Source organism: Stenotrophomonas sp. YJH_SMC_33 (genome assembly GCF_059372295.1).
The window spans coordinates 650,919-673,187 of sequence record NZ_JCAFVJ010000001.1 but is presented as its reverse complement, the minus strand read 5'-3'; the positions used below and the strand labels follow the sequence as shown (position 1 = coordinate 673,187).

Genomic DNA, 22,269 nt, shown 5'->3' with positions numbered 1-22,269 from the left:
TGGCATCGGCACCGTGGCGTGGGGCATCAGGTAATGCCGCGCCGGCGTATCGGAGGAGTCAGAAGCGACCTAATCCCCTCCGTCCCCTTTTGCGTACCGCGCAGGCGTTACCCCCATCTCGCGCTTGAACACGGCGATGAACGAACTGGGCGTGTCGTAGCCCATTGACAGCGCAACGCTGATCACGGGTTCGCCTGCCAGCAGGCGTGGCAGTGACAGCAGCACGCGCAGGCGCTGCCGCCACTGGCTCAAGGTCATGCCAGTTTCGGCCTGCCAACGGCGGGCGAGACTGCGGCTGGACAGTCCGCTGGTGGCTGCCCACGCTTCGACGCTGCGAAGGTCGTCCGGCGACCGTGCCAGCGCCGCCGCGATCCGCCGCAACCGTCGATCCTGCGGTTGTGGCAGGGCAAGTGGCAAGGGAATGCTGGCACGGATCTCATCGGCGATGACGCCGGCCAGGCGTGCCTGCGCAGCGTCCAGTGCCTGATGCGGCCAGCGCAGTGCCCGCGTCACCGCCGCCTGCAACAGCACGTCGGGTTGGAAAATGCGGGGCAGCGGCGGCAGATCCAGGCCGGCATCGGCGCGGACGTACAGGCTCCAGCCATCGAATGCGTCTGCCCCTACCAGAGCGTGGGGCAGCAAGGGCGGTATCCAGGCAACATGCCCCGCCGGCAGCAGCCAGTGCAGGTCGCCGGCCTCGATCCGCAGCAGGCCGTGGTGGGCACCCAGCAACTGGCCGCGCACGTGCTGGTGGCGCGCGGTGCGCCGCCTTCCGGGCACGCGCAGCTGGCCGGCCAGCACGATGGGGCCGTCGTCGGCGTCCGCCAATGCCGGATCAATCAAGCCGGTCGGTGTCTGATCTGCCATATCCATTGGCAGTTATACGGCAGAAGCGCCGATCCGCGCGCGCCACACTGGGCGCCCATTCCAACACGAGCCGCCCCGATGCAGCCCCAGGACATTCTTCCCGACCATCAGAACGACGTGCAGGTAAACGGCCTCACCGTGCGCAAGGGCAGCGTGGGCGCCTTCCTCGCCAGCGTCCGTGACTGGCAGGACCCCGCCAGCGATGACGCCACCCGCGCCACCGCCGAAGCAGATCTGCGTGGGCTGCTGCCGGGCCTGCATGCGCTGGGCCTGTTCCAGGTGCTGGCCGCGCGCGATCCGGCACTGCAAGGCCTGATTGACAGCCTCTCCTGAAGCGGACACGGCCCGGAGATGCCGGGCCGTGTGGTCATTTTGGGGCGGAAACGACTTAATCCCCTCCGTCCCCTTTTCTGCGGTCAGCCGCCTGGCGCGAACACCAGGGTGCGGCGGGTGGTGACCGGCGCGCTGACCGGCTCGAAGCGCCAGCGCTTGACTGCGTTCAGGGCTTCGCGGTCGAAGGTGCGGCCGGAGGTTGCGCGCAGCACGCGGGCGTTGACCACCGAGCCGTCGGTACCGACCGTGATCTCCACCAGCACTTCGCCCGACGTTCCCGAACGCAGTGCCTCGGCCGGATAGCGCGGCGCCGGCGTACTGATCGGGCGCAGGGTGGGCGCGGCGGCAGCCGCGGCCTGGCGCGCCGCGCTGGCCTGCTGGGCCGCGGCCTGCTGCTGCTTCTGTTCGGCTTCGCGGCGTGCGGCGGCCTGGCGCTCGGCTTCCTGGCGTTCGTTGTCGCGGCGTGCGGCGTCCTGCTGGGCAGCGATCTGCTTGGCCGCGTCGGCTTCCTTGGCGCGTTGTTCGGCCAGGCGCTGCTGTTCGATCTGCTGCTTGCTGCGCTCCTCGGCGTCCTTCTTTGCCTTCTCCGCTTCGGTCTCGGTGCGCTTGGCCGCGTTTTCCACGCCCTTGGACAGACCGTCCTTCAGGCGCGGCAGGGCGGGCGCGGAGGCATCCACCTTCTCGATCAGTGCCACCAGGCGCTGTGCTTCGGTGTAGTCCTCGCGGCCCAGGTGCTGCTCGGCGGCGATCAGGGTGTAGGGCAGCAGGTCGGTCAGCGCGCTCTTCACCGAGGCGTCGTCCGGGGTCTTGTCGCGCAGGGCGAGGTAGTACTCGATGGCATTGTCGCCGGCCGGCGCGTACATGCGGTTCTCGCGCAGGGCCTGGCTGGCCGACTCACGCAGCTGCTCGGTGCCCATCGACTGCACCTTGGCGGCGACCACCGGTGCGGCCGGTGCAGCGGCGGTGGGGGCGGCGGCCGGAGCCGGTGCTGCGGATTCTTCCTTGCCCGAGCAGGCGGCCAGCGCCAGTGCCAAAGCAACCGGCAGCCACCGGCGCGCGGCGGTGATCGTTGAGACGTGCGACATCCTGCTCCCCTCTAGAAGACGACGTGACGTAAATCATTGATATGCATGGCCGGGACCCGTGGTCCAGGCGCGGCAGGGTGGCGTTTCCCGACGCCACCGCCGGCAACGGCGAGGATGCAATCTAGCATCCCGGCCACCGCCCCGCACAAGGGGTGGTGGCCGGGTGGGGCCGCAGTGATCATGTCGTGGCCGGCGGCGACCTCAGTGGTCGTGTGCCTTGTCGTGCGACTTGCTGTGGCCGTTGGACATCAGCTTGTCGGTCCAGGCGATGCCGATCGCCGACAGGATGAACACGCAGTGGATGATGGTCTGCCACAGCACACCTTCCTGGGTCATGGTCGTGCAGGTATCGACGCCAGCGTTGTAGAAACTGGTCGACGCCGAAGACACTGCCGCTGCCCATTGTTCCGGTTTGCACAGCGGCAGTCCCTTCAACGCGCTGGTGGCGATGAAGGTCTTCAGCAGGTGGATCGAGGAGATGCCGATGATCGCCATCGCCAGCTTCACCTTCAGCACGCTGGCGTTGACGTGGCTCAGCCATTCCGGCTGGTCCGGGTGGCCTTCCAGGCGCAGGCGCGAGACGAAGGTTTCATAGCCGCCGACGATCACCATCACCAGCAGGTTGGAGATCATCACCACGTCGATCAGGCCCAGCACGATCAGCATGATCTGCTGTTCGCCCATCGACACCGAGTGGGACAGCAGGTGCCACAGTTCCTTGCCGAACAGGAACACGTAGACGCACTGGGCAAGGATCAGGCCCAGGTACAGCGGCAGCTGCAGCCAGCGCGAGGCGAAGATCAGCGAGGACAACGGGGACAAGGGACGAGGACTGTGGCTCATGCAGGACAGTGCGTTTCGGGGGAGCCGCGAGGTTACCGGCCCGCCATGACGGTGCCAACCCAACTCACGCACTAGACTTCAGGTTCCTTTCCGCACCCCGAGCCGCCGCCATGATCGACCTGTATTACTGGCCCACCCCGAACGGCCACAAAGTGACCCTGCTGTTGGAGGAAGCCGGCCTGGAGTACCGCATCCACCCGGTCAACATCGGTTCGGGCGACCAGTTCAAGCCGGAATTCCTGGCCATCTCGCCGAACAACAAGATGCCGGCCATCGTCGACCATGCCCCGGCCGATGGCGGTGCTCCCCAGAGTGTGTTCGAGTCCGGCGCGATCCTGCTGTACCTGGCCGAGAAGACCGGCCGCTTCCTGCCCAGCGACGCGCGTGGCCGCGTGACCACCCTGGAATGGCTGTTCTGGCAGATGGCGGGCCTGGGCCCGATGAGTGGCCAGATGGGCCACTTCAACGTGTACGCGCCGGAGAAGATTCCCTATGCCATCGAGCGCTACGACAACGAGGTGCGCCGCCTGCACGGGGTGATGGACAAGCGCCTGGCCCAGCACGCCTTCCTGGCCGGCGATGAGTACACCATCGCCGACATGGCCAGCTACCCGTGGGTCGGCGCCTACGACACGCTGCCGGTGGACTTCGCCGCGTTCCCGAACCTCAAGCGCTGGCATGAAGCGATTGCCGCACGCCCGGCCACCCAGCGCGCCTATGCCCTGCGCCAGCAGGTGAACCCCAACGCCGGCAAGCCGCTCAGCGACGAAGAGCGCAAGCACCTGTTCGGCCAGCGTTGAACCAGGACGGCGTCATTCACGCGTGACGTGGATCTACGGGTGGTGGGTGCCGACCCTTGGTCGGCACTCGTCCGCACTGCTATGGGCAGAAGGTCATGCTGCCTTCCCGCACGGGCTTGGTTAGGATGGGGGACGACCGCTCCGCGTCCATCGCGGGGGCGGACCTGCCGTTTGCCGGGATCCTCCATGCGCCACCTGTTCGCTTCGCTCGCCCTCATGCTTGCCACCACAACCGCTGCCCACGCTGAAAAGCTGACCCTGGAAGCCATCACCGGTCCGCTGCCGCTGTCCGGCCCGACCTTGATGAAGCCCAAGGTGGCACCGGACGGATCGCAGGTCAGCTTCCTGCGCGGCAAGGACAGCGACCGAAACCAGCTGGACCTGTGGACCTACGACATCGGTAGCGGCCAGACCCGGCTGCTGGTTGATTCCAAGGTGGTGCTGCCCGGCACCGAGACCCTCAGCGACGAGGAAAAGGCACGCCGCGAGCGCCAGCGCATCGCCGCGATGACCGGCATCGTTGATTACCAGTGGTCGCCGGACGCGCAGCGCCTGCTGTTCCCGCTGGGCGGCGAACTCTACCTGTACGACCTCAAGCAGCAGGGCCAGGCGGCCGTGCGCCACCTGACCCACGGTGAAGGTTTCGCCACCGACGCCAAGCTGTCGCCCAAGGGCGGTTTCGTCAGCTTCATCCGCGGCCGCAACCTGTGGGTGATCGACCTGGCCAATGGCAAGCAGCTGCAGCTGACCCACGACGGCAGCACCACCATCGGCAACGGCGTGGCCGAGTTCGTCGCCGATGAGGAGATGGATCGCCACACCGGCTACTGGTGGGCGCCGGATGATTCGGCCATTGCCTTTGCCCGCATCGATGAATCGCCGGTGCCGGTACAGAAGCGCTACGAGGTCTATGCCGACCGCACCGACGTGATCGAGCAGCGTTACCCGGCCGCCGGCGACGCCAACGTGCGCGTGCAGCTGGGCGTGATCGCACCGGCCGCCGATGCGCAGCCGCGCTGGGTCGACCTCGGCAGGGAACAGGATATCTACCTGGCCCGCGTCGATTGGCGCGATCCGCAGCACCTGAGTTTCCAGCGCCAGTCGCGTGACCAGAAGCAGCTGGACCTGGTGGAAGTGGCGCTCGACTCCAACCGCCAGCGCGTGCTCGCCCACGAGACCAGCCCGACCTGGGTGCCGCTGCATAACAGCCTGCGCTTCCTGGAAGACGGCAGCGTGCTGTGGTCGTCCGAGCGTACCGGCTTCCAGCACCTGTACCGCATCGACAGCAAGGGCAAGACCACCGCGCTGACCCACGGCAACTGGCCGGTGGACGAACTGCTGGCGGTTGATGAGAAGGCCGGCAAGGCCTACTTCCGCGCCGGCATCGAAACCTCGCGCGAAAGCCAGATCTACGCGGTATCGCTGCAGGGCGGTGAGCCCCAGCGCCTGTCCAAGGCACCGGGCATGCACAGCGCCACGTTCGCCCGCAATGCCAGCGTCTATGTCGACAGCTGGTCCAACAGCACCACGCCGCCGCAGATCGAGCTGTTCCGCGCCAATGGCGAGAAGATCGCTACGCTGGTGGAGAACGACCTGGCCGATCCCAGGCACCCGTATGCGCGCTACCGCGACGCGCAGCGCCCGGTCGAGTTCGGCACGCTGACCGCCGCCGATGGCAAGACCCCACTGAACTACAGCCTGATCAAGCCGGCCGGGTTTGATCCGTCCAAGCGCTACCCGGTGGCGGTGTATGTCTATGGCGGCCCGGCCAGCCAGACCGTCACCGACAGCTGGCCCGGCCGCGGTGATCACCTGTTCAACCAGTACCTGGCCCAGCAGGGCTACGTGGTGTTCTCGCTGGACAACCGCGGCACCCCGCGTCGCGGCCGCGACTTCGGTGGTGCGCTGTACGGGAAGCAGGGCACGGTGGAAGTGACCGACCAGCTGCGCGGCGTGGCCTGGCTCAAGCAGCAGCCGTGGGTGGACCCGGCGCGCATTGGCGTGCAGGGCTGGTCCAACGGCGGTTACATGACCCTGATGCTGCTGGCCAAGGCCTCGAACCAGTACGCCTGCGGAGTGGCCGGTGCGCCGGTGACCGACTGGGGCCTGTACGACAGCCACTACACCGAACGCTACATGGATCTGCCGGCACGCAATGAAGCCGGTTATCGCGAAGCGCGCGTGCTGACCCATATCGACGGCCTGCGCTCGCCGCTGCTGCTGATCCACGGCATGGCCGACGACAACGTGCTGTTCACCAACTCGACCAGCCTGATGAGCGCGCTGCAGAAGCGTGCACAGCCGTTCGAGCTGATGACCTACCCGGGTGCCAAGCATGGCCTGTCGGGCGCCGATGCCCTGCATCGCTACCGCGTGGCCGAAGCCTTCCTGGGACGCTGCCTGAAACCCTGATCCGCAACCGGGAAGGAGCCCGCCGATGACCCTGCCACCGCCGATTCCCGCCCATCGCCAGACGTCCACCGGATGGTGGCGCCGCCACTGGCGCTGGGCGATGCCGCTGACGGTGGTGCTGGTGCTGGGTGGCGCCGGTGGCGTGGTGACCTGGAGCCTGTTGCGCTGGAGCGAGGCGGCACGCGAAAGTCCACCGATGCGCGAAGCGTTGCGCCGCGCGGGCTGCAGCATCGAACTGGTGGAAGCCTTCGGCGAGCCGCTGCATATCGAATCGATGCCGCTGGGCAGCATGCAGACCGCCATCAACGGCCAGCGCGACGTTGGCCTGACCGTTGCGCTGGAAGGGCCGCAGGCACGCGGGCGGTTGTTCGTGCAGGGCATCCGTCGTGACGATGTCTGGGACTACCCGGTGATGTACGTGCTGGCCGAAGACAAGCAGACCTTCGACCTGACGGCGCTGGATGATGATGAGGCTGCGCAGGAGTGCGAGCTGCAGGCCTGCCGTGATCGCGGCGAATGCCCGCTGACCGCCGCGTTGTGACCTCCCCGGGCAGGCGACTGCGGGACGTCGACCGGGTAGAGTCGACTGTCAGTCGACTGCTCTTCGGTCAGATAGCGAACCCCCCGCGCTGCGCGCGATAGTCGACTGACAGTCGACTCTGCGCCGGCAGGCTTCCGCGGAGCCCCGGCTGCACAACCAGCCGCCATGACTTCCCGCCGATTGTCGCCATCGCCGTGAGCGCGTAGGGTGCGGGCAACCCCGTCCTGGAGTGCACCATGAAGCCGATTGCGTTCGCCGTTGCCCTGGCCCTGACTGCCGCACCGCTGCTGTCTGCGCCACCGGCGCTGGCCGCACCCGCCGCCAAGGCCGCTACCCCGGCCAGCCCGGCCTGGGTTGCCCGCAGCAATGCACTGGCGCAGATCCTGCTTGATGCACAAGGCCCGTTCCAGCCGGAGGAAACCGGCTTCTTCGGCGTTCCCGGCTACGACGACAAGGTCGCAGACCTTGGCCCGGACAACGGCAAGCGCTATCGCGCCGCCATGGCCAAAGCCCGCGATGAACTCAAGGCAAAGCTGGCCACCGAGAAGGATCCCAACGTCCGCCAGGACCTGGAGATCATGATCCACGCCGCCAGCCAGAACATCGAAGGCAGCGAGCTCAACGAGAAATACCTGCTGCCGTGGAGTGATGCGCCGCAGACCGTGTTCAGCGGCCTCAACCTGCTGCTGTCCGACCAGGTGCCGGCCGAGCGCCGGGCCAAGGCGATCGACCGCCTCAAGGCCTATGCCGGCCTGCAGCCGGGCGGCACCGCCTTCACCACGCTGGCCCGCCAGCGCTACGAAGAGCGCCTGAAGGACAGCAGCCTGCTGCAGCCGACCAGGATCGAAGTGCAGCAGTCGCTGGACAACGTCGAGACCTACATCACCGGTATCGAGTCGCTGCTGAAGAAGTACCAGATCGCCGGCACCGATGAAGCAATGAAGGCCCTGGCCGGGCAGATGAAGGACTACGCCGCCTGGACCCGCAAGGAAGTGCTGCCGAAGGCACGCACCGATGCGCGCCTGCCGGCGCCGCTGTACGCCTACCAGCTCAAGCAGGTCGGCATCGACATCGACCCGAAGCTGCTGATGCAGCGCGCACAGCTGGAGTTCATGGAAACCCGCTCGGTGATGCAGCAGCTGGCGCCGCTGGTGGTGAAGGACAAGGGCCTGAAGGTGGCCGACCCGAGCGACCCGGTGGCGGTGATCCGCGCGCTGAAGGCCGACAAGATCGCCGACGACCATCTGGAAGGCCACTACCGCAAGGTGATCGACGCGATCGATCCGCTGATCCGCGAGCATGCCATCGTCGACGTGCCCCAGCGCGCCATGCAGATGCGCCTGGGTTCGGCCGCCGAGAGCGCGGCCAGTCCCGCGCCGCATTTCCTGCCGGCGCCGCTGGTCAACAACACCGGGCAGCAGGGCACCTTCGTGCTGCCGCTGGGCAACCCGGCGGCGGGCCCGGGCGCACAGTACGACGATTTCAACTTCGGTGCGGCAGCATGGACGCTGAGCGCGCATGAAGGCCGCCCCGGCCACGAGCTCCAGTTCACCGCGATGGTCGAGCGTGGCGTGTCGCTGGCACGTACCATGTTCGCGTTCAATTCGGTGAACGTGGAAGGCTGGGCACTGTATGCCGAGGCCGAGATGGTGCCCTACGAACCGCTGGACGGTCAGATGATCGCCCTGCAGTTCCGCCTGCTGCGCGCCGCGCGCGCGATGCTGGACCCGATGCTCAACCTCGGCCTGACCGACCGCGCCAACGGCGAGCGCGTGCTGATGGAGCAGGTCGGCCTGTCCAAGGCGATGGCCACCCAGGAACTGGACCGCTACATGGTGCGCATGCCGGGCCAGGCGGGCAGCTACTTCTACGGCTACACCCGCATCCTGGAACTGCGCATGCAGACCGAGCTGGCACTGGGTGCGAAGTTCGACCGCCTTGCGTTCAACAACTTCCTGCTCGACCAGGGCCTGCTGCCGCCGGACCAGCTGGCTGATGCGGTGAACAAGGTGTTCGTGCCGAAGTACCGGCAGAAATAATCGGTAGCGCCGGGCCATGCCCGGCGAGCGCAGCGGGAGAGACGCCGGGCATGGCCCGGCGCTACCCGCGGTGACGCTGCCGCCTCACCGCTGCGGGGTAATCACCTGTGTCGGCAATCGCGCCGGCGGTGCCGGATTCGGCACCCAGATCGCGACGCCGGCGGCACGCTTCTGCGTGGTCGGAATACCGATGCCGACGCCGCCACCCACATGCGAGCCGAACGTGCCGGCGCCCACCGACATGCCCACCGGCGAGCCACTGCTGCCCACGCCCATCAGCACCACGCCATTGGCGCCGAGCGCGGCGGCCTCGCGCTTCAGGCGTGCCACAGCTGCATCGGTCTGGCCCTGTGTGCCGAAGCCGACGGCGGACGCCGATTCCAGCTGGGCGATTTCCTGCGAACCGGCCGGTGGCGTCGAGTAGATCTGCACCAGAGCCGGATCGATCGGTGCGCGGGCGCGGCCCAGCATCACCTTGGAGGTGCTGGCACAGCCGGCGGCGACCAGCAGGATGGCCGCCAACGCGGCCCAACGGATGTTCATGGCACGACCCCTGTAGGACTGGTTGCGATCATCGGCGGGCCACTCTGAATCGGCGCCAACACCCGGGCCGGGGCACGCACGGCAGCACGCTAGCACGCCGGGGGTGACAGCCCCGCCAACGGCAGTAGGCGACGGCAGCGGGAACGTCTATGGTTGGGGCAGGAACCAACTGCGGGAGAGTGGCATGGGCGTGATCAGTCTGTTGTGGGGCGTACTGGCGCTGTTGTGGATGATCCTGGCGCTGATTCCACTGCTCGGCTGGGGCAACTGGTTCCTGATCCCGTTCGCTGCGGTGGGCGCGGTCATCGCCGCGCTGGGCATCCTGTTCACCCACCCGAGCAAGCGTGGCCGGGCCTGGGCCGGCCTGGTCCTGAACGGCATCGTGGTGGTGGTGGGCATCCTCCGCCTCGGCCTGGGTGGTGGCGTCATCTGAGCCCGCGCCCGGGTGCGACAGGGCGTCGCAGGCGCACGGCCGATGGCCGGGCAGGGGGCGTACAATGAATGGCTGCGCGAGCCCCCCGCGTGCCTGTGAATCCGCGCCCGGCGCGGCTGCCCCATGATCATCCGACCCCGTCCCCACGGCTGGCAACTGCTGTACATCCTGCGCGGTTCGATCGTCAAAGCGATCGCGCCCAAGGTGCTGGCCATCCTGATCCTGTCCATCGCCGTGGCTGCGGTGGTGGAACTGGCGCCGCCGACCGGCATCGAACGCGTGTCGGTCACGCCGTTCACGCTGCTCGGCTTGGTGCTGTCGATCTTCCTCAGCTTCCGCAACAGCGCCTGCTACGAGCGCTGGTGGGAAGGCCGCAAGCTGTGGGGCCAGCTGGTCTACGAATCGCGTTCGCTGGCCCGCCAGGTGAACCTGCTGCTGGCCGATGACACCGGCCGCCGTCGCCGCATCGCCTACGTCACCACCGCGTTCGCCCACGCCCTGGCCGGGCGCCTGCGTGGGCGCATCGTGGCGCTGATGGCCCTGCCGTGGCTGGACAAGCGCCAGCGCGAACAGCTGGGCCAGCGCGAGAACGTGCCCGACGCGCTGCTGGCGATGATCGCCGCCGAACTGGCCCAGGCGCTGCGCAGCGGTGAGCTCGATCCGATCCTCTACACCCAGCTGGAAGAGCGCCTGCACGCGATGTCGTCGATCCAGGCCGGCTGCGAGCGCATCCTCACCACGCCGCTGCCGTTCGCCTACACCCTGCTGCTGCACCGCTGCGCGTGGATGTTCTGCGTGCTGCTGCCGTTCGGCCTGGCCAGTTCGCTGGGCTGGGGCACGCCGGTGCTGTCGGCGGTGCTGGCCTATGCCTTCTTCGGCCTGGACCAGCTGGGCGAAGAAATGGAAGACCCCTTCGGCCTTGAGCCGAACGATCTGCCGCTGGACGCGCTGGTGCGCACGATCGAGATCGACCAGCTCGATGCGCTCGGCGAACGCCCGTTGCCCGAACCCCTGCTGCCGCAGGGCTACCTGTTGCAATAGCCACTCCTCGGAGCCTGCCATGTCCCACCCGCTGTACCGCCCGCGCCGCATGCGCCACGACGAGTTCTCGCGCCGCCTGATGCGCGAGAACACGCTGACCACCGACGACCTGATCTACCCGGTGTTCGTGCACGAACTGGCCGGCCGCACCGCAGTGCCGTCGATGCCGGGCGTGGAGCGGCTGTCGATCGAAGAACTGCTGAAGGTTGCCGAAGAGGCGCTGGAGCTGGGCATTCCGGTGATCGACCTGTTCCCGGTGATCGACCCGTCGCTGAAGTCGCTGGATGCATCGGCCGCCTGGGCCGAGGACGGCCTGGCGCAGCGTGCGATCCGCGCGCTGAAGTCGCGCTTCCCGGAGCTGGGCGTGATGACCGACGTGGCGCTGGACCCGTACACCACCCACGGCCAGGACGGCATCATCGATGACAAGGGCTACGTGCTGAACGACATCACCGTGGAAGCGCTGGTCAAGCAGTCGGTGTCGCACGCCGAAGCCGGGGTCGACATCGTCTCGCCGTCGGACATGATGGACGGCCGCATCGGCGCGATCCGCCGTGCGCTGGATGCCGACAACCACATCAACGTGCGCATCATGGCCTACTCGGCCAAGTACGCCTCGGCGTTCTACGGCCCGTTCCGTGATGCGGTGGGTAGCGCGGCCAGCCTCGGCAAGGCCGACAAGAAGACCTACCAGATGGACCCGGCCAACGGCGACGAGGCCCTGCGCGAGATCGCGCTGGACCTGGAAGAGGGCGCCGACATGGTGATGGTCAAGCCGGGCATGCCGTACCTGGACCTGGTGCGCCGGGTGAAGGAGACATTCGGTGTGCCGACCTTCGCCTATCAGGTGAGTGGCGAGTACGCGATGATGAAGGCCGCCTTCGCCAACGGCTGGCTGGACGAACGCGCCTGCGTGCTGGAGTCGCTGCTGGGCTTCAAGCGGGCCGGTGCCGACGGCGTACTGACCTATTTCGCGCCGCAGGTGGCGCGATGGCTGCGCGAGCGCTGACAATAGCGACACGATAGACGGAGGACTGCGATGGCACCCGAACTGGGATGGATGCAATGGCTGATCTGGGGCACCGGAACACTGGTGTTCGGCGCCATCATCGTCGGTGTCTTCATCGCCGCCTGGCGGGCCGGCAAGCGCCCGCCGGAACAGCTCTCCGCTGCCCGCCACGTGGCCCGTGAGCAGGCGCTGCCGGACAGCGTGCAGGCCGAGCTGGCCGCGTTGAACCAGCGCAAGGACAACGGCCAGCTGAGTGAGCTGGAGTACGAGCAGCAGCGCGCCAAGGTGTTGTCTCGCTGACGGGTGGGTGCCAACCTTGGTTGGCACCTTGGCGTGCCGACCAAGGTCGGCACCTACCCCGCGATCATCTACGCATCGCGTGGATCTATCGCACGCACCTGGCACCTCCATCGCCCTGGTAGTCGCCAACCTTGGTTGGCGTCTGCCGTTACCGCACGCCTGGCACGCACCCGGCCACCGCCGCCACCTTCGGCACCGCCAAGCGGTACACGTCCACGCCACCGGCGCGCGGCGCCTTCGCCGCGCTGCTGGCCACCAGCATCTCGCCCGGCTTGGCGTTGTCGATCACAGGCGCGCCGGTCCAGCCGCCGGTCTGGTTGAACGACAGTCCCAACGGCTGCAGGACCGCGCCACTCCACGCGCAGCCGCTGCTCCACACCTGTGCGGTCGTGCCGCTGCCGCGGCTGAACACCACCGCGCCGTCGTTGCCCAGCCAGTCGCCGTCGGTCTCGTCGTCGCCGCTGTTCAAGGTGGTCAGTGCGGTTGCCGGGCCACGCACGCCCTGCGCGTCCAGCGTCGCCACGAGCAGGTCCCAGCCGGCACCACGCCCCTGCTGGCGGGCGAACAACAGCCGCTTGCCATCCACGCTCAGGGCTGGTCCGCGCTCTTCGCGGCGGTCACCGTCGCCCGCCAAAGGCTGCGCCTTGCCCAGCTGGCCATCGGCGGAGAGTGCGGCGCGGTACAGCGCCAGCCTGCCCTCGCGGCCGGCCGCGAACAGCAGCCAGCGGCCGTCACGGCTGAAGTAGGGATCACGGACCTCACCGGCCACGCCTACCGGCAGGGCCTGCGCCTGCTGCCAGCGGCCGCCGACCACGCGCGCCTCCCACAGGCCCCAGCCAGCCTCACCGCGGCGGGCAAAGACGATGCGCTGGCCATCGGGACTGATCGTGGCGCGGCCCTCGTCGGCACGGGTGGAGACCACGCCCATGCCTTCGATGCCGTACTCGTTCAACGCCATCGCCACGGGGGCAGAGAGTAGACTGGCGGCAAGCACCAGCAGGGGCGGGGTGATGCGCATCATCCGGTTCCGTGCACGAAAGAGCATCAGTCTAGCCAGCTTGAGGATTCCATGACCGACCGTTACGCCGTCTTCGGACACCCCGTTGCCCACTCGAAGTCGCCGCAGATCCACGCGACGTTCGGTCGCCAGGAAGGCATCAGCATCGACTACCGTGCAATCGACCTGGCCCCTGATGCGTTCCTGGCCGGCCTGGAAGCCTTCGCCGCCGAAGGCGGTGTCGGTGCCAACGTCACCTCGCCGCACAAGGAAGCCGCGTTCTCGGTGTGCACCACCCTGACCGCGCGCGCGCGGCGCGCCGGCTCGGTCAACACGCTGCTGCGCAAGGGCGACCGCTGGCACGGCGATACCACCGATGGCATCGGCCTGGTGCGTGACCTGACCGACCGCCATGGCCTGGACCTGCGTGGCCGCCGCGTGCTGCTGATCGGCGCCGGCGGTTCCGCGCGCAGCGTCGCGCCGGCGCTGCTCGATGCCGGCATCACCGAGCTGGTGGTGGTCAACCGCACACCGGAACGCGCCGATGAACTGATCGACGCGATGGGCGAACCGGGCCGCGCGATCAGCCGCTACTGGGAAGACCTGCGTGACCTGGGTGACTTCGAGCTGATCGTCAATGCCACCTCGGCCGGCCGCGACCGCGACGTCGAGTTCAAGCTGCCGCTGTCGCTGGTCAACTCGATGACCACCGCCGTCGACCTCAACTACGGCGAGGCTGCCATCGCCTTCCTGGCCTGGGCACGCGCGTCCAACTGCCGCAATACCGTGGATGGGCTGGGCATGCTGGTCGAACAGGCCGCCGAGAGCTTCCTGCAGTGGCATGGCGTGCGCCCGCAGACCGATGAGGTCTACCAGTCGCTGCGCCAGGGCTCGGCCGTGCTGGCCGGCGAGGACTGATCGATGGACGGCACAACCCTGCTGGTGACCGTGCTGAGCATGGTGGGCGTGCGCCTGCCGGTGCTGATCGCGCTGTGCATCGGCCTGGTCTGGGTGGTCGGCGCGCCGCGCGATGCCACCCGCACCGGCGCCCTGGCCGGCCTGCTGCTGTTGCTGCTGTCCATTCTTGGCGGCCTGGCAGCGGGCATCCTGCCGATGTGGCTGGTCAGCAGCGGCAACTTCGGCGCCGTGTCGGGCATCGGCACCATCCTCGGCGTGCTGCACTTCGCGCTGGCAATGGTTGAGGCCATCGGCGTGGTGCTGCTGGTGTGGGCGCTGGTGCGCCTGCTGCGGCTGCGTGGCAACGTGGTGCAGTGACCTCCCGGTGACGGCCCTGGTCTGTCCCCAGCAGCGTCCGGCGTGTTCATCCGGCCGCCGGGTGTCGTCGCTGGCTTGTTCAGGCAGGCAGCGGCGGCGGTCGTGGCCGGCCATGCGACAATGACCGGCCTGATCCAGCTACGGTAGTTCCCGGCGTGACCGAAACCGTCGCCGCTCCGCGCATGCTCGATGACGCCTTGAAGGACGCGATCCGCAAGGCGTACACCACGCTGCAGGCCAATACCCCCGGCTTCTCCACCCGCCGCTCGCAGAGCCAGATGATCGGCGTGGTGTCGCGTGCGCTGTCGAAAAGTGGCGGCGTCGGCGTGGTCGAGGCGCCCACCGGCGTCGGCAAGAGCCTGGGCTACCTCACCGCAGGTGTACCGATCGCGCTGGCCACCAGGAAGAAGCTGGTGATCAGCACCGGCACCGTGGCGCTGCAGTCGCAGCTGGTCGAGCGCGACATTCCGAATTTCCTCAAGGCCACCGGCCTGGAAGCGACCGTGGCGCTGGCCAAGGGCCGCACTCGCTATCTGTGCACGCGCAATGCTGCCGAGGCACAGGGTGAGGGCTCGCAGGGCGGCATGTTCGAGGATGACGCGCCGCTGTTCGATCGGCCGCTGGCGCCGATCGAAATGGACATCGCCAAGCGCCTGACCGACGCCTTCACCAGCGGCAGCTGGGATGGCGACATCGACAACGCACCGGAGACCATCAGCCCCGGCCTGCGCAGCCGCATCACCACGCCGGCCTCGGGCTGCGCCGGGCGCCGCTGTGCCTATTCGGCGCAGTGCGCGGTGCTGCGCTCGCGCAATACCGTGCGCGATGCGCAGATCGTGGTCACCAACCACGCGCTGCTGCTGTCGGCGTTGTCGATCGGTGACAGCGACAACGGCCAGCCGTTGATCGCGCCGCCGTCGGACATGCTGCTGGTGCTGGACGAAGGCCATCACATCGGCAACGTGGCCATCGACCAGGGTGCGGCCAGCCTGGCGCTGGATGAAATGGCCAAGCGCACCGGCCGCCTGCAGATCCTGATTGCCGGTGCCTACCGCGCAGTCGACAAGGACCGGCTCGGCAACCTGCTGCCCAACGAAGCCATCGAGGTCGCCAGCAACGTGGCCAAGCAGCTGCGCGCGTTCCGTGACCACATCGAGCGGGTGTGGATGCCGGCGCCGGCCGACGAGGAACCAATGTGGCGCGCGGCCAACGGGCGCCTGCCCGAGGCCTGGCGTGAGCCGATCGAGGCGCTGGCCGACGATACCCGCAGTCTCTACAACTGGGCGCATGCCGCCACCGCGCAGGTGGCCAAGGGCAAGCCGGACGATGCCGCACGCGAGCGCCTGCAGCGCAACCTGGGCATGGCGCTGGAGATGATCGAGCAGCAGTACAACCTGTGGCAGGCCTGGCGCCGCGAGGACAAGGACGGCGCGCCGCCGATGGCGCGCTGGGTCACCGCCACCCGCGACGGCGACCTGGTGCTGCACGGCTCGCCGGTGTCGGCCGCGCACGTGCTGCGCAAGCTGCTGTGGGATGAAGTGGACTCGGTGGTGATGACCTCGGCGACGCTGACCGGCGGTGGCGATTTCCAGTCGCTGGCGATCGACAACGGCATTCCGGAAGAGGCCGAGATGGTCTCGCTGTCGTCGCCGTTCGACCTGCCCAACCAGGCCGAGCTGATCGTGCCGAAGTTTCCGGTCACCCCCGACGATCGCGAAGGCCATCCCCGCGAAGTGGCGCGCTACCTGGACACCGAGCTGGACTGGGCCAAGGGTTCGATGGTGCTGTTCACCTCGCGCTGGAAGATGGAGAAGGTGGTCGGGCTGATGTCGGCCGCGCGCCGCAAGCAGGTGCTGGTGCAGGGCGAGATGTCCAAGACCCGGCTGATCGACGAGCACCTGCGCCGCGTGGCCGCAGGCGAGGGTTCGGTGCTGTTTGGACTGAACTCGTTCGGTGAAGGCCTCGACCTGCCCGGCGAAGCCTGCACCACGGTAGTGATCACCCAGGTGCCGTTCGCGGTGCCGACCGACCCGCAGACCGCCACCCTCAGCGAGTGGTTCGAAGGGCGTGGGCTGAATGCCTTCAACCTGATCGCCATTCCGCACGCGCTGCGCACGCTGACCCAGTTCGCCGGCCGCCTGATCCGCACCTCCACCGACACCGGCCGCGTGATCATCCTCGATTCGCGGCTGCTGACCCGCCGCTACGGCAAGCGCATCATCGACGCGCTGCCACCGTTCAAGCGCGTGATCGGCTGAGACGCACCGGTAGCGCTGGGCCATGCCCGGCGGAGAACCTCACCTGCTTTCCGGGTTCCGGCACCCTGGCCCATAGGCCTCCGCGTAGGGTTTGCCGAAGCAGCGCAGCAGTCCATCAAGCACGTCCAGGTTCGGCGGCCACGGCATCTGCACCCGTTGCCCGCCCTCGGTGGTGAAGTGGTAGCGACCGTCCTTGATGTTCTCCGCCATGATGGTGGGCGTCGGTATCGCGAGCAGCCTCGCACGAGCCTTTTCAAGGGCGCTGCGGTCCTGGCGCAGGAACGCAACCATGCCATCCACATAGGCATTCCAGTATCCCGGGTCGCCTCCGTTCACCGGCTTGTGGCTGCGTTCCATCAGCATGATCGCCTTTGCGGTCTGCCCCAGCTCCGCGCGAAGCTGGCCCTCGTGCCACGTGATGATGGCATTGCCTGCTGCCTTGGGCAGTGCGCCGTAGGCGGACAGCAGATCGGCAGCTTCGCGGGTACAGCCACGGTCGGCCAGCGTGCGCCAGCCACCTTCCAGGTCCTGATCGAACGCAGCCGGTTCCATCGCCAGCATCGCTGCACGGTCGTAGCGGCAATCGGGCGCTTCTGGCGGTTCTGCTGACGTGGCCATGGCAGCGGCCAGCGCAAAGGAAAGCAACATCCTCTCAACCTCCGTGTTGGTGACCTCCTGGCCACCATAACGGATCACGACCGTATGGCGGTCAATCGCCGAGCAGGGCGGTGTTGCGTACGGCACCCTTGTCGGCGCTGGTGGCGAGCAGGGCGTAAGCCTTCAACGCGCTGGTGACCTTGCGTGGGCGTGGTGCGCGTGGCTTCCAGCCGCTCGCATCGGCGTCGGCGCGGCGTTGGGCCAGCGTGGCCTCATCCAGCAGCAGGTCGATGCGGCGGGCGGGGATGTCGATGCGGATGCGGTCGCCATCTTCCACCAGACCGATCGTGCCGCCGCTGGCGGCTTCCGGCGAGACGTGGCCGATCGACAGGCCCGAGGTGCCGCCGGAAAAGCGGCCGTCGGTGAGCAGCGCGCACTGCTTGCCCAGCCCCTTCGATTTCAGGTAGCTGGTCGGGTACAGCATCTCCTGCATGCCCGGGCCGCCCTTCGGCCCTTCGTAGCGGATCACCACCACCTCGCCCGGCTGCACCTCGTCGGCGAGGATGCCGGCGACGGCGGCGTCCTGGCTTTCATAGACGCGCGCGGGGCCTTCGAACACATGGATCGATTCGTCCACGCCGGCGGTTTTCACCACGCAGCCATCGACAGCCAGGTTGCCGCGCAGCACCGCGAGGCCGCCCTCCAGCGAATACGCATGTTGCAGCGAACGGATGCAGCCCCCGGCGCGGTCCAGGTCCAGCGTCGGCCAGCGCGTGGCCTGGCTGAAGGCCTCTTGGGTGGGAATGCCGGCTGGGCCGGCCTTGAAGAAGGTGTGCAGGGTGTCGTTGTCACTGCGCACCACGTCCCAGCGTTTCAGTGCGTCGGCCAGGCTGGCGCTGTGCACGGTCGGCACTGTGGTATCGAGCAGGCCGGCGCGATCCAGTTCACCGAGGATGCCGAACACGCCGCCGGCGCGGTGCACGTCCTCGATGTGGTACTTCGGTGTGTTCGGCGCCACCTTGCACAGCTGCGGGACGCGTCGCGACAGCGCGTCGATGTGGGTCAGGTCGAAGTCGACCTCCGCTTCCTGCGCTGCGGCCAGCAGATGCAGGATGGTGTTGGTGGAGCCGCCCATGGCGATGTCCAGGGTCATCGCGTTGGCGAACGCGGCCTGGGTGGCGATCCCGCGCGGCAGCGCGCTCGGGTCTTCGCCGCCGTACCAGCGATGGCAGAGCTCGACGATCAGGCGGCCGGCGCGGCGGAACAGCGCCTCGCGGTCGGCATGGGTGGCCAGCGTAGTGCCGTTGCCGGGCAGCGACAGGCCCAGCGCTTCGGTCAGGCAGTTCATCGAGTTGGCGGTGAACATGCCCGAGCAGGAGCCGCAGGTGGGACAGGCGCTGCGCTCGAACGCGGCCACCTTCTCGTCGGAGGCGCTGTCATCGGCGGCCACCACCATCGCGTCGACCAGGTCCAGCTTGTGCTCGGACAGTCTGGTCTTGCCCGCTTCCATCGGCCCGCCGGAGACGAACACCACCGGGATGTTCAGGCGCAGCGCGGCCATCAGCATGCCAGGGGTGATCTTGTCACAGTTGCTGATGCACACCAGCGCGTCGGCGCAGTGCGCGTTGACCATGTACTCCACGGCGTCGGCGATGATCTCGCGGCTGGGCAGCGAGTACAGCATGCCGTCGTGGCCCATCGCGATGCCGTCGTCCACGGCGATGGTGTTGAATTCCTTGGCGACACCGCCGACCTGTTCGATCTCATGCGCGACCAGCTGGCCAAGATCCTTCAGGTGCACGTGGCCGGGCACGAACTGGGTGAAGGAGTTGGCGATGGCGATGATCGGCTTGTGGAAGTCGCCGTCTTTCATGCCGGTGGCACGCCACAGGGCGCGGGCGCCGGCCATGTTGCGGCCGGCGGTGGAAGTGCGGGAACGGTATTCGGGCATGGCGGGCGGAACGGGCGTGCCGTACGACGTGGGGGTCAGCCGATCATGGCCAATTTTTTCGGTTGCTGCTGCAACCACCGGAGGTGGTCCGGCCGGACTGCGCCCGGCACCCGCGGTAGTGCCGGCCGCTGGCCGGCAACCTCAACAGCAACAGCTGGCCTATCCGTGGGATGGCGGGGTGGGTCCGGTGGCAGGGGACGCCGTTAACCCGTCCATGGGGGCTTGGTCGCCGCATCCATGCGGCTCACTGATCTGGCTCCCTGAAAACGGACCCACCCCGCCTTCGACGTTTCCTGCGGCTGTTGGTAGGTGTCGACCTTGGTCGACACCGGTGGATCCACGTCATGCGCGGATGATGGGGAACGACGAAAATGAAAGGCCGTTCATCTTTCGCACTTTGCCGATTCCGGTTGCTGGCCCGGATTTGGCATCATTGGGGCATTGATCCGTCGACAGGGCATGAGGCCATGAAACGTTCCCGCACCACCGCGCTGCTGCTTATGAGCGCCGCGCCGCTGCTGTTCACCGCCTGCCAGAAGGAGCCGGAGGTGAAGGTGCAGGAAGGCCTGTACACCTCGGTGGAGGCCTGCACCGAGGCCACCGGTGATCCGTCGTCGTGCCGCAATGCCTTTGCCGAAGCGCAGAAGCAGGCCGCCGATGCGGCACCGAAGTACGCCAGCAAGGAAGCCTGCGAGAAGGACTACAAGCCGGAACAGTGCGTGCAGCAGCACACCTCGGCCGGCACCTCGTTCATCGGCCCGATGATGATGGGCTTCTTCATGTCGCAGATGCTGAGCAACCGCGGCGGCCTCGCCCCGCAGGCGCCGGCGTCGTCACCGGCTTACCAGGACAAGAACGCTGGCTGGGCGCGCCCGGCACCGGGCGGCACCGGCGGCCTGAACACCGCCAGCGGCATCGGTGCCGGCAAGGCCGGCCTGGCGCCGGTCACCAGCGAGCCGAACCGTGCGGTCACTGCCAGCCGTGGTGGCTTCGGCAACACCAGCGCGCGCCGCAGCAGCAGCGGCAGCTACGGCGGCTGATCGACCCATGCAGCGTATCCGGATTGCCGAGCGTGCCCAGTGGCGGGCACGCGCGGAGGAAGCGGGTTTCCGTTTCCATACCATCGATGGCCAGCCGTACTGGGATGAACGCGCGTACTACGCGTTCACCCTGCGCCAGATCGAACAGGACATCGAAGACCCCAGCGCCGAGCTGCACCAGATGGCGCTGGACCTGGTCGGTGATGTCATCGCCAGCGAGCGCCTGATGGACCAGCTGGCGATTCCGTCGCATTACCGCGACTGGATCGCCGACAGCTGGCGCCAGCGCCAGCCGCACCTCTACGGCCGCCTGGACCTGGCCTACGACGGCACCGGCCCGGCCAAGCTGTACGAGCTGAATTACGACACGCCGACCTCGCTGTTCGAGGCCAGCTTCTTCCAGTGGCAGTGGCTGGAAGACCAGCGCAACGCCGGCCGCCTGCCGCAGCATGCCGACCAGTTCAATGCGATCCATGAGGCGCTGGTCGAGCGCTTCGGCGAACTGGCCACGCAGCTGCCGCCGCCGCTGTTCTTCAGCGCGGTGGGCAGCTCCGAAGAAGACCGTGGCACTGTCGATTACCTGCGCGACTGCGCCTCGCAGGCCGGTCTGCATGGCCAGGCCATCGCCATCGAGGATATCGGCCTGTCCGAGGACGGCCGCTTCACCGCGCTGGATGATTCGGTGATCGGCACGCTGTTCAAGCTGTACCCGTTGGAAGACCTGATGGCTGAAGAGTTTGGCCGCGCGCTGCCCGGTTCCGGCGTGCAGCTGCTGGAACCGGCCTGGAAGGCGGTGCTGAGCAACAAGGGCATCCTGCCGCTGCTGTGGCAGCGCAACGTGGGCCATCCGAACCTGCTGGAGGCTCACTTCGATGACGGCAGCACGCTGCCGTCGGGCTGGGTGCGCAAGCCGCTGTTCTCGCGCGAGGGCGCCAACATCGAGATGCATCTGGCCGATGGCAGCACCCAGCGCAGCGACGGTCCCTACGATGGCCCGGCGATCATCCAGCGCGCACATCCGCTGACCCGCTTCGAAGGCGGCTATCCGCTGATCGGCAGCTGGGTGATCGGTGACCACGCCTGCGGCATCGGCATCCGCGAGGACGACAGCGCGATCACCCGCGACAGTGCGCGCTTCGTGCCGCACGCGATCGTAGATGAGGCACCGACGCGGATCTACGTCTGATGACGGTGCAGCGCTGGCCTGGCCGGCATGGGCGTGCCACGCCCGTGCCGGGTCGGCATTTCGATGACGGGCGCAGCCTGCAGGCATTCGCGGACCGCGTCGCGGTGCGTTGCCATCGCTGCGACACCTCCGGTTGGGTTATCGCCAGCTGGAAACCCTATCGATGGACCGCGCGTTTCCGCTGCACCGGCTGCAGTTCTGCGTTGGATAGTGGTGACTGGGTCGGTGCGGTCTACATGCTGGGCCGCCAACCTTGTGGATTCTGTGGGTATCAGTGGCTGCATGTGCGTCGCCGGGCTCCCGCCGGAGTGCCTGCACCGGCGTGCTTCGCTGCTCGATGTGCGCAATGTGATCGCAGTACCGATGTTTCGGTCGCGGTGCGTCCGTTGCGTGACGCCGAGCCTGCCGATCCGCACTTCGGATTGCCGCTGCGCCTGGTCGAACCGACCCGCGCGGGCCTGCTCTGGGCCTATAACGCTGAACATCTGCAGGCACTGCACGAATACGCGGGCGCGACGTTGCGCGAAAGCCGCGGCCATCACCGATCCATGTTCTCGCGCCTGCCGCAGTGGATGAAGCTGGCCCGCAACCGGGTGCTGCTGCAGCGTGCGGTGGAGCGGTTGCAGCGGCGGTTGTTGGGTGAGCGCTGATACGGCAGCCGAGCGTGGGCTCGGCTCTACGGAACAACACGTGTAGAGCCGAGCCCATGCTCGGCTCCG

The 22,269-nt window shown here is 67.8% G+C and carries 22 protein-coding genes; 15 read left to right on the top strand and 7 right to left on the bottom strand.

Annotated features, from left to right (window positions below):
* Window positions 1–69 precede the first annotated feature (69 nt).
* On the bottom strand, window positions 70–867 hold the full coding sequence (locus AC5P9W_RS03175) for a helix-turn-helix domain-containing protein (RefSeq protein WP_111103940.1): 798 nt from the start codon (window positions 865–867) through the stop codon (window positions 70–72).
* A 78-nt stretch (window positions 868–945) separates the two neighbouring features.
* Here AC5P9W_RS03175 and AC5P9W_RS03170 point away from each other — a divergent pair, with 78 nt between their 5' ends.
* Window positions 946–1,200 carry a hypothetical protein gene (locus AC5P9W_RS03170; protein ID WP_021203321.1) on the top strand — a complete coding sequence of 85 codons (255 nt, stop codon included), beginning with the start codon at window positions 946–948 and terminating at the stop codon, window positions 1,198–1,200.
* Between the two features lie 83 nt (window positions 1,201–1,283).
* Here AC5P9W_RS03170 and AC5P9W_RS03165 read toward each other — a convergent pair whose 3' ends face one another.
* Entirely contained in the window at window positions 1,284–2,285 is a 1,002-nt protein-coding gene (locus AC5P9W_RS03165) for an energy transducer TonB (protein ID WP_019661670.1), read from the bottom strand.
* 201 nt (window positions 2,286–2,486) lie between these two features.
* Entirely contained in the window at window positions 2,487–3,128 is a 642-nt protein-coding gene (locus AC5P9W_RS03160; RefSeq protein WP_019661669.1) for a TIGR00645 family protein, read from the bottom strand.
* Window positions 3,129–3,238: 110 nt separating this feature from the next.
* Between AC5P9W_RS03160 and AC5P9W_RS03155 the strand changes: the two genes are divergently transcribed.
* From AC5P9W_RS03155 to AC5P9W_RS03140, 4 genes are all read left to right on the top strand, one after another.
* A complete protein-coding gene (locus tag AC5P9W_RS03155; protein WP_019661668.1) occupies window positions 3,239–3,928 on the top strand; it encodes a glutathione binding-like protein in 690 nt (229 codons plus the stop codon).
* Between the two features lie 186 nt (window positions 3,929–4,114).
* A complete protein-coding gene (locus AC5P9W_RS03150) occupies window positions 4,115–6,340 on the top strand; it encodes a S9 family peptidase (RefSeq protein ID WP_206621344.1) in 2,226 nt (741 codons plus the stop codon).
* A gap of 25 nt (window positions 6,341–6,365) precedes the next feature.
* Entirely contained in the window at window positions 6,366–6,881 is a 516-nt protein-coding gene (locus tag AC5P9W_RS03145) for a cytochrome c oxidase assembly factor Coa1 family protein (RefSeq protein WP_019661666.1), read from the top strand.
* A 236-nt stretch (window positions 6,882–7,117) separates the two neighbouring features.
* Window positions 7,118–8,920 (top strand): DUF885 domain-containing protein, encoded by a 1,803-nt coding sequence (locus tag AC5P9W_RS03140; protein WP_134735731.1) that lies wholly within the window; start codon window positions 7,118–7,120, stop codon window positions 8,918–8,920.
* Between the two features lie 84 nt (window positions 8,921–9,004).
* Here the strand turns inward: AC5P9W_RS03140 and AC5P9W_RS03135 are convergent, their stop codons facing one another.
* Complete coding sequence (locus AC5P9W_RS03135) at window positions 9,005–9,463, bottom strand: hypothetical protein (protein ID WP_010482223.1); 459 nt, start codon at window positions 9,461–9,463, stop codon at window positions 9,005–9,007.
* Between the two features lie 184 nt (window positions 9,464–9,647).
* On the opposite strand from AC5P9W_RS03135, the gene AC5P9W_RS03130 reads away from it, so the two are divergent.
* The 4 genes from AC5P9W_RS03130 to AC5P9W_RS03115 all read left to right on the top strand — a co-directional run bounded on the left by AC5P9W_RS03130 (window position 9,648) and on the right by AC5P9W_RS03115 (window position 12,246).
* On the top strand, window positions 9,648–9,896 hold the full coding sequence (locus tag AC5P9W_RS03130; RefSeq protein WP_006475755.1) for a hypothetical protein: 249 nt from the start codon (window positions 9,648–9,650) through the stop codon (window positions 9,894–9,896).
* A 123-nt stretch (window positions 9,897–10,019) separates the two neighbouring features.
* Window positions 10,020–10,937 carry a bestrophin family protein gene (locus AC5P9W_RS03125; RefSeq protein ID WP_019661664.1) on the top strand — a complete coding sequence of 306 codons (918 nt, stop codon included), beginning with the start codon at window positions 10,020–10,022 and terminating at the stop codon, window positions 10,935–10,937.
* 19 nt (window positions 10,938–10,956) lie between these two features.
* Window positions 10,957–11,946, top strand: a complete 990-nt coding sequence (gene hemB, locus AC5P9W_RS03120; RefSeq protein WP_006400669.1) for a porphobilinogen synthase — start codon at window positions 10,957–10,959, stop codon at window positions 11,944–11,946.
* A 30-nt stretch (window positions 11,947–11,976) separates the two neighbouring features.
* Window positions 11,977–12,246 carry a hypothetical protein gene (locus tag AC5P9W_RS03115; protein ID WP_019661663.1) on the top strand — a complete coding sequence of 90 codons (270 nt, stop codon included), beginning with the start codon at window positions 11,977–11,979 and terminating at the stop codon, window positions 12,244–12,246.
* 148 nt (window positions 12,247–12,394) lie between these two features.
* On the opposite strand, the gene AC5P9W_RS03110 is transcribed toward AC5P9W_RS03115, so the two are convergent.
* Entirely contained in the window at window positions 12,395–13,267 is an 873-nt protein-coding gene (locus tag AC5P9W_RS03110) for a PD40 domain-containing protein (protein ID WP_206621343.1), read from the bottom strand.
* Between the two features lie 48 nt (window positions 13,268–13,315).
* Here AC5P9W_RS03110 and aroE point away from each other — a divergent pair, with 48 nt between their 5' ends.
* The 3 genes from aroE to dinG all read left to right on the top strand — a co-directional run bounded on the left by aroE (window position 13,316) and on the right by dinG (window position 16,776).
* The gene (aroE, locus tag AC5P9W_RS03105) at window positions 13,316–14,161 is read left to right on the top strand and encodes a shikimate dehydrogenase (RefSeq protein WP_019661661.1); all 846 of its coding nucleotides are present in this window, start codon (window positions 13,316–13,318) and stop codon (window positions 14,159–14,161) included.
* Between the two features lie 3 nt (window positions 14,162–14,164).
* On the top strand, window positions 14,165–14,518 hold the full coding sequence (locus AC5P9W_RS03100) for a hypothetical protein (RefSeq protein ID WP_188249736.1): 354 nt from the start codon (window positions 14,165–14,167) through the stop codon (window positions 14,516–14,518).
* 182 nt (window positions 14,519–14,700) lie between these two features.
* Window positions 14,701–16,776 carry an ATP-dependent DNA helicase DinG gene (gene dinG / locus AC5P9W_RS03095; protein ID WP_181451894.1) on the top strand — a complete coding sequence of 692 codons (2,076 nt, stop codon included), beginning with the start codon at window positions 14,701–14,703 and terminating at the stop codon, window positions 16,774–16,776.
* A gap of 39 nt (window positions 16,777–16,815) precedes the next feature.
* On the opposite strand, the gene AC5P9W_RS03090 is transcribed toward dinG, so the two are convergent.
* A complete protein-coding gene (locus AC5P9W_RS03090; protein ID WP_021203329.1) occupies window positions 16,816–17,424 on the bottom strand; it encodes a hypothetical protein in 609 nt (202 codons plus the stop codon).
* A gap of 61 nt (window positions 17,425–17,485) precedes the next feature.
* Window positions 17,486–19,324: a dihydroxy-acid dehydratase gene (gene ilvD, locus AC5P9W_RS03085; RefSeq protein ID WP_021203330.1), complete on the bottom strand. Its 1,839-nt coding sequence runs from the start codon at window positions 19,322–19,324 to the stop codon at window positions 17,486–17,488.
* A 467-nt stretch (window positions 19,325–19,791) separates the two neighbouring features.
* On the opposite strand from ilvD, the gene AC5P9W_RS03080 reads away from it, so the two are divergent.
* The 3 genes from AC5P9W_RS03080 to AC5P9W_RS03070 are packed head-to-tail and all read left to right on the top strand — an operon-like array spanning window position 19,792 to window position 22,200.
* A complete protein-coding gene (locus tag AC5P9W_RS03080) occupies window positions 19,792–20,364 on the top strand; it encodes a DUF1190 domain-containing protein (RefSeq protein ID WP_021203331.1) in 573 nt (190 codons plus the stop codon).
* Between the two features lie 7 nt (window positions 20,365–20,371).
* Window positions 20,372–21,550 (top strand): glutathionylspermidine synthase family protein, encoded by a 1,179-nt coding sequence (locus AC5P9W_RS03075; RefSeq protein WP_021203332.1) that lies wholly within the window; start codon window positions 20,372–20,374, stop codon window positions 21,548–21,550.
* Window positions 21,550–22,200: a hypothetical protein gene (locus AC5P9W_RS03070; protein WP_031270168.1), complete on the top strand. Its 651-nt coding sequence runs from the start codon at window positions 21,550–21,552 to the stop codon at window positions 22,198–22,200. Before AC5P9W_RS03075 ends, AC5P9W_RS03070 begins: the two co-directional genes overlap by 1 nt.
* Window positions 22,201–22,269 lie beyond the last annotated feature (69 nt).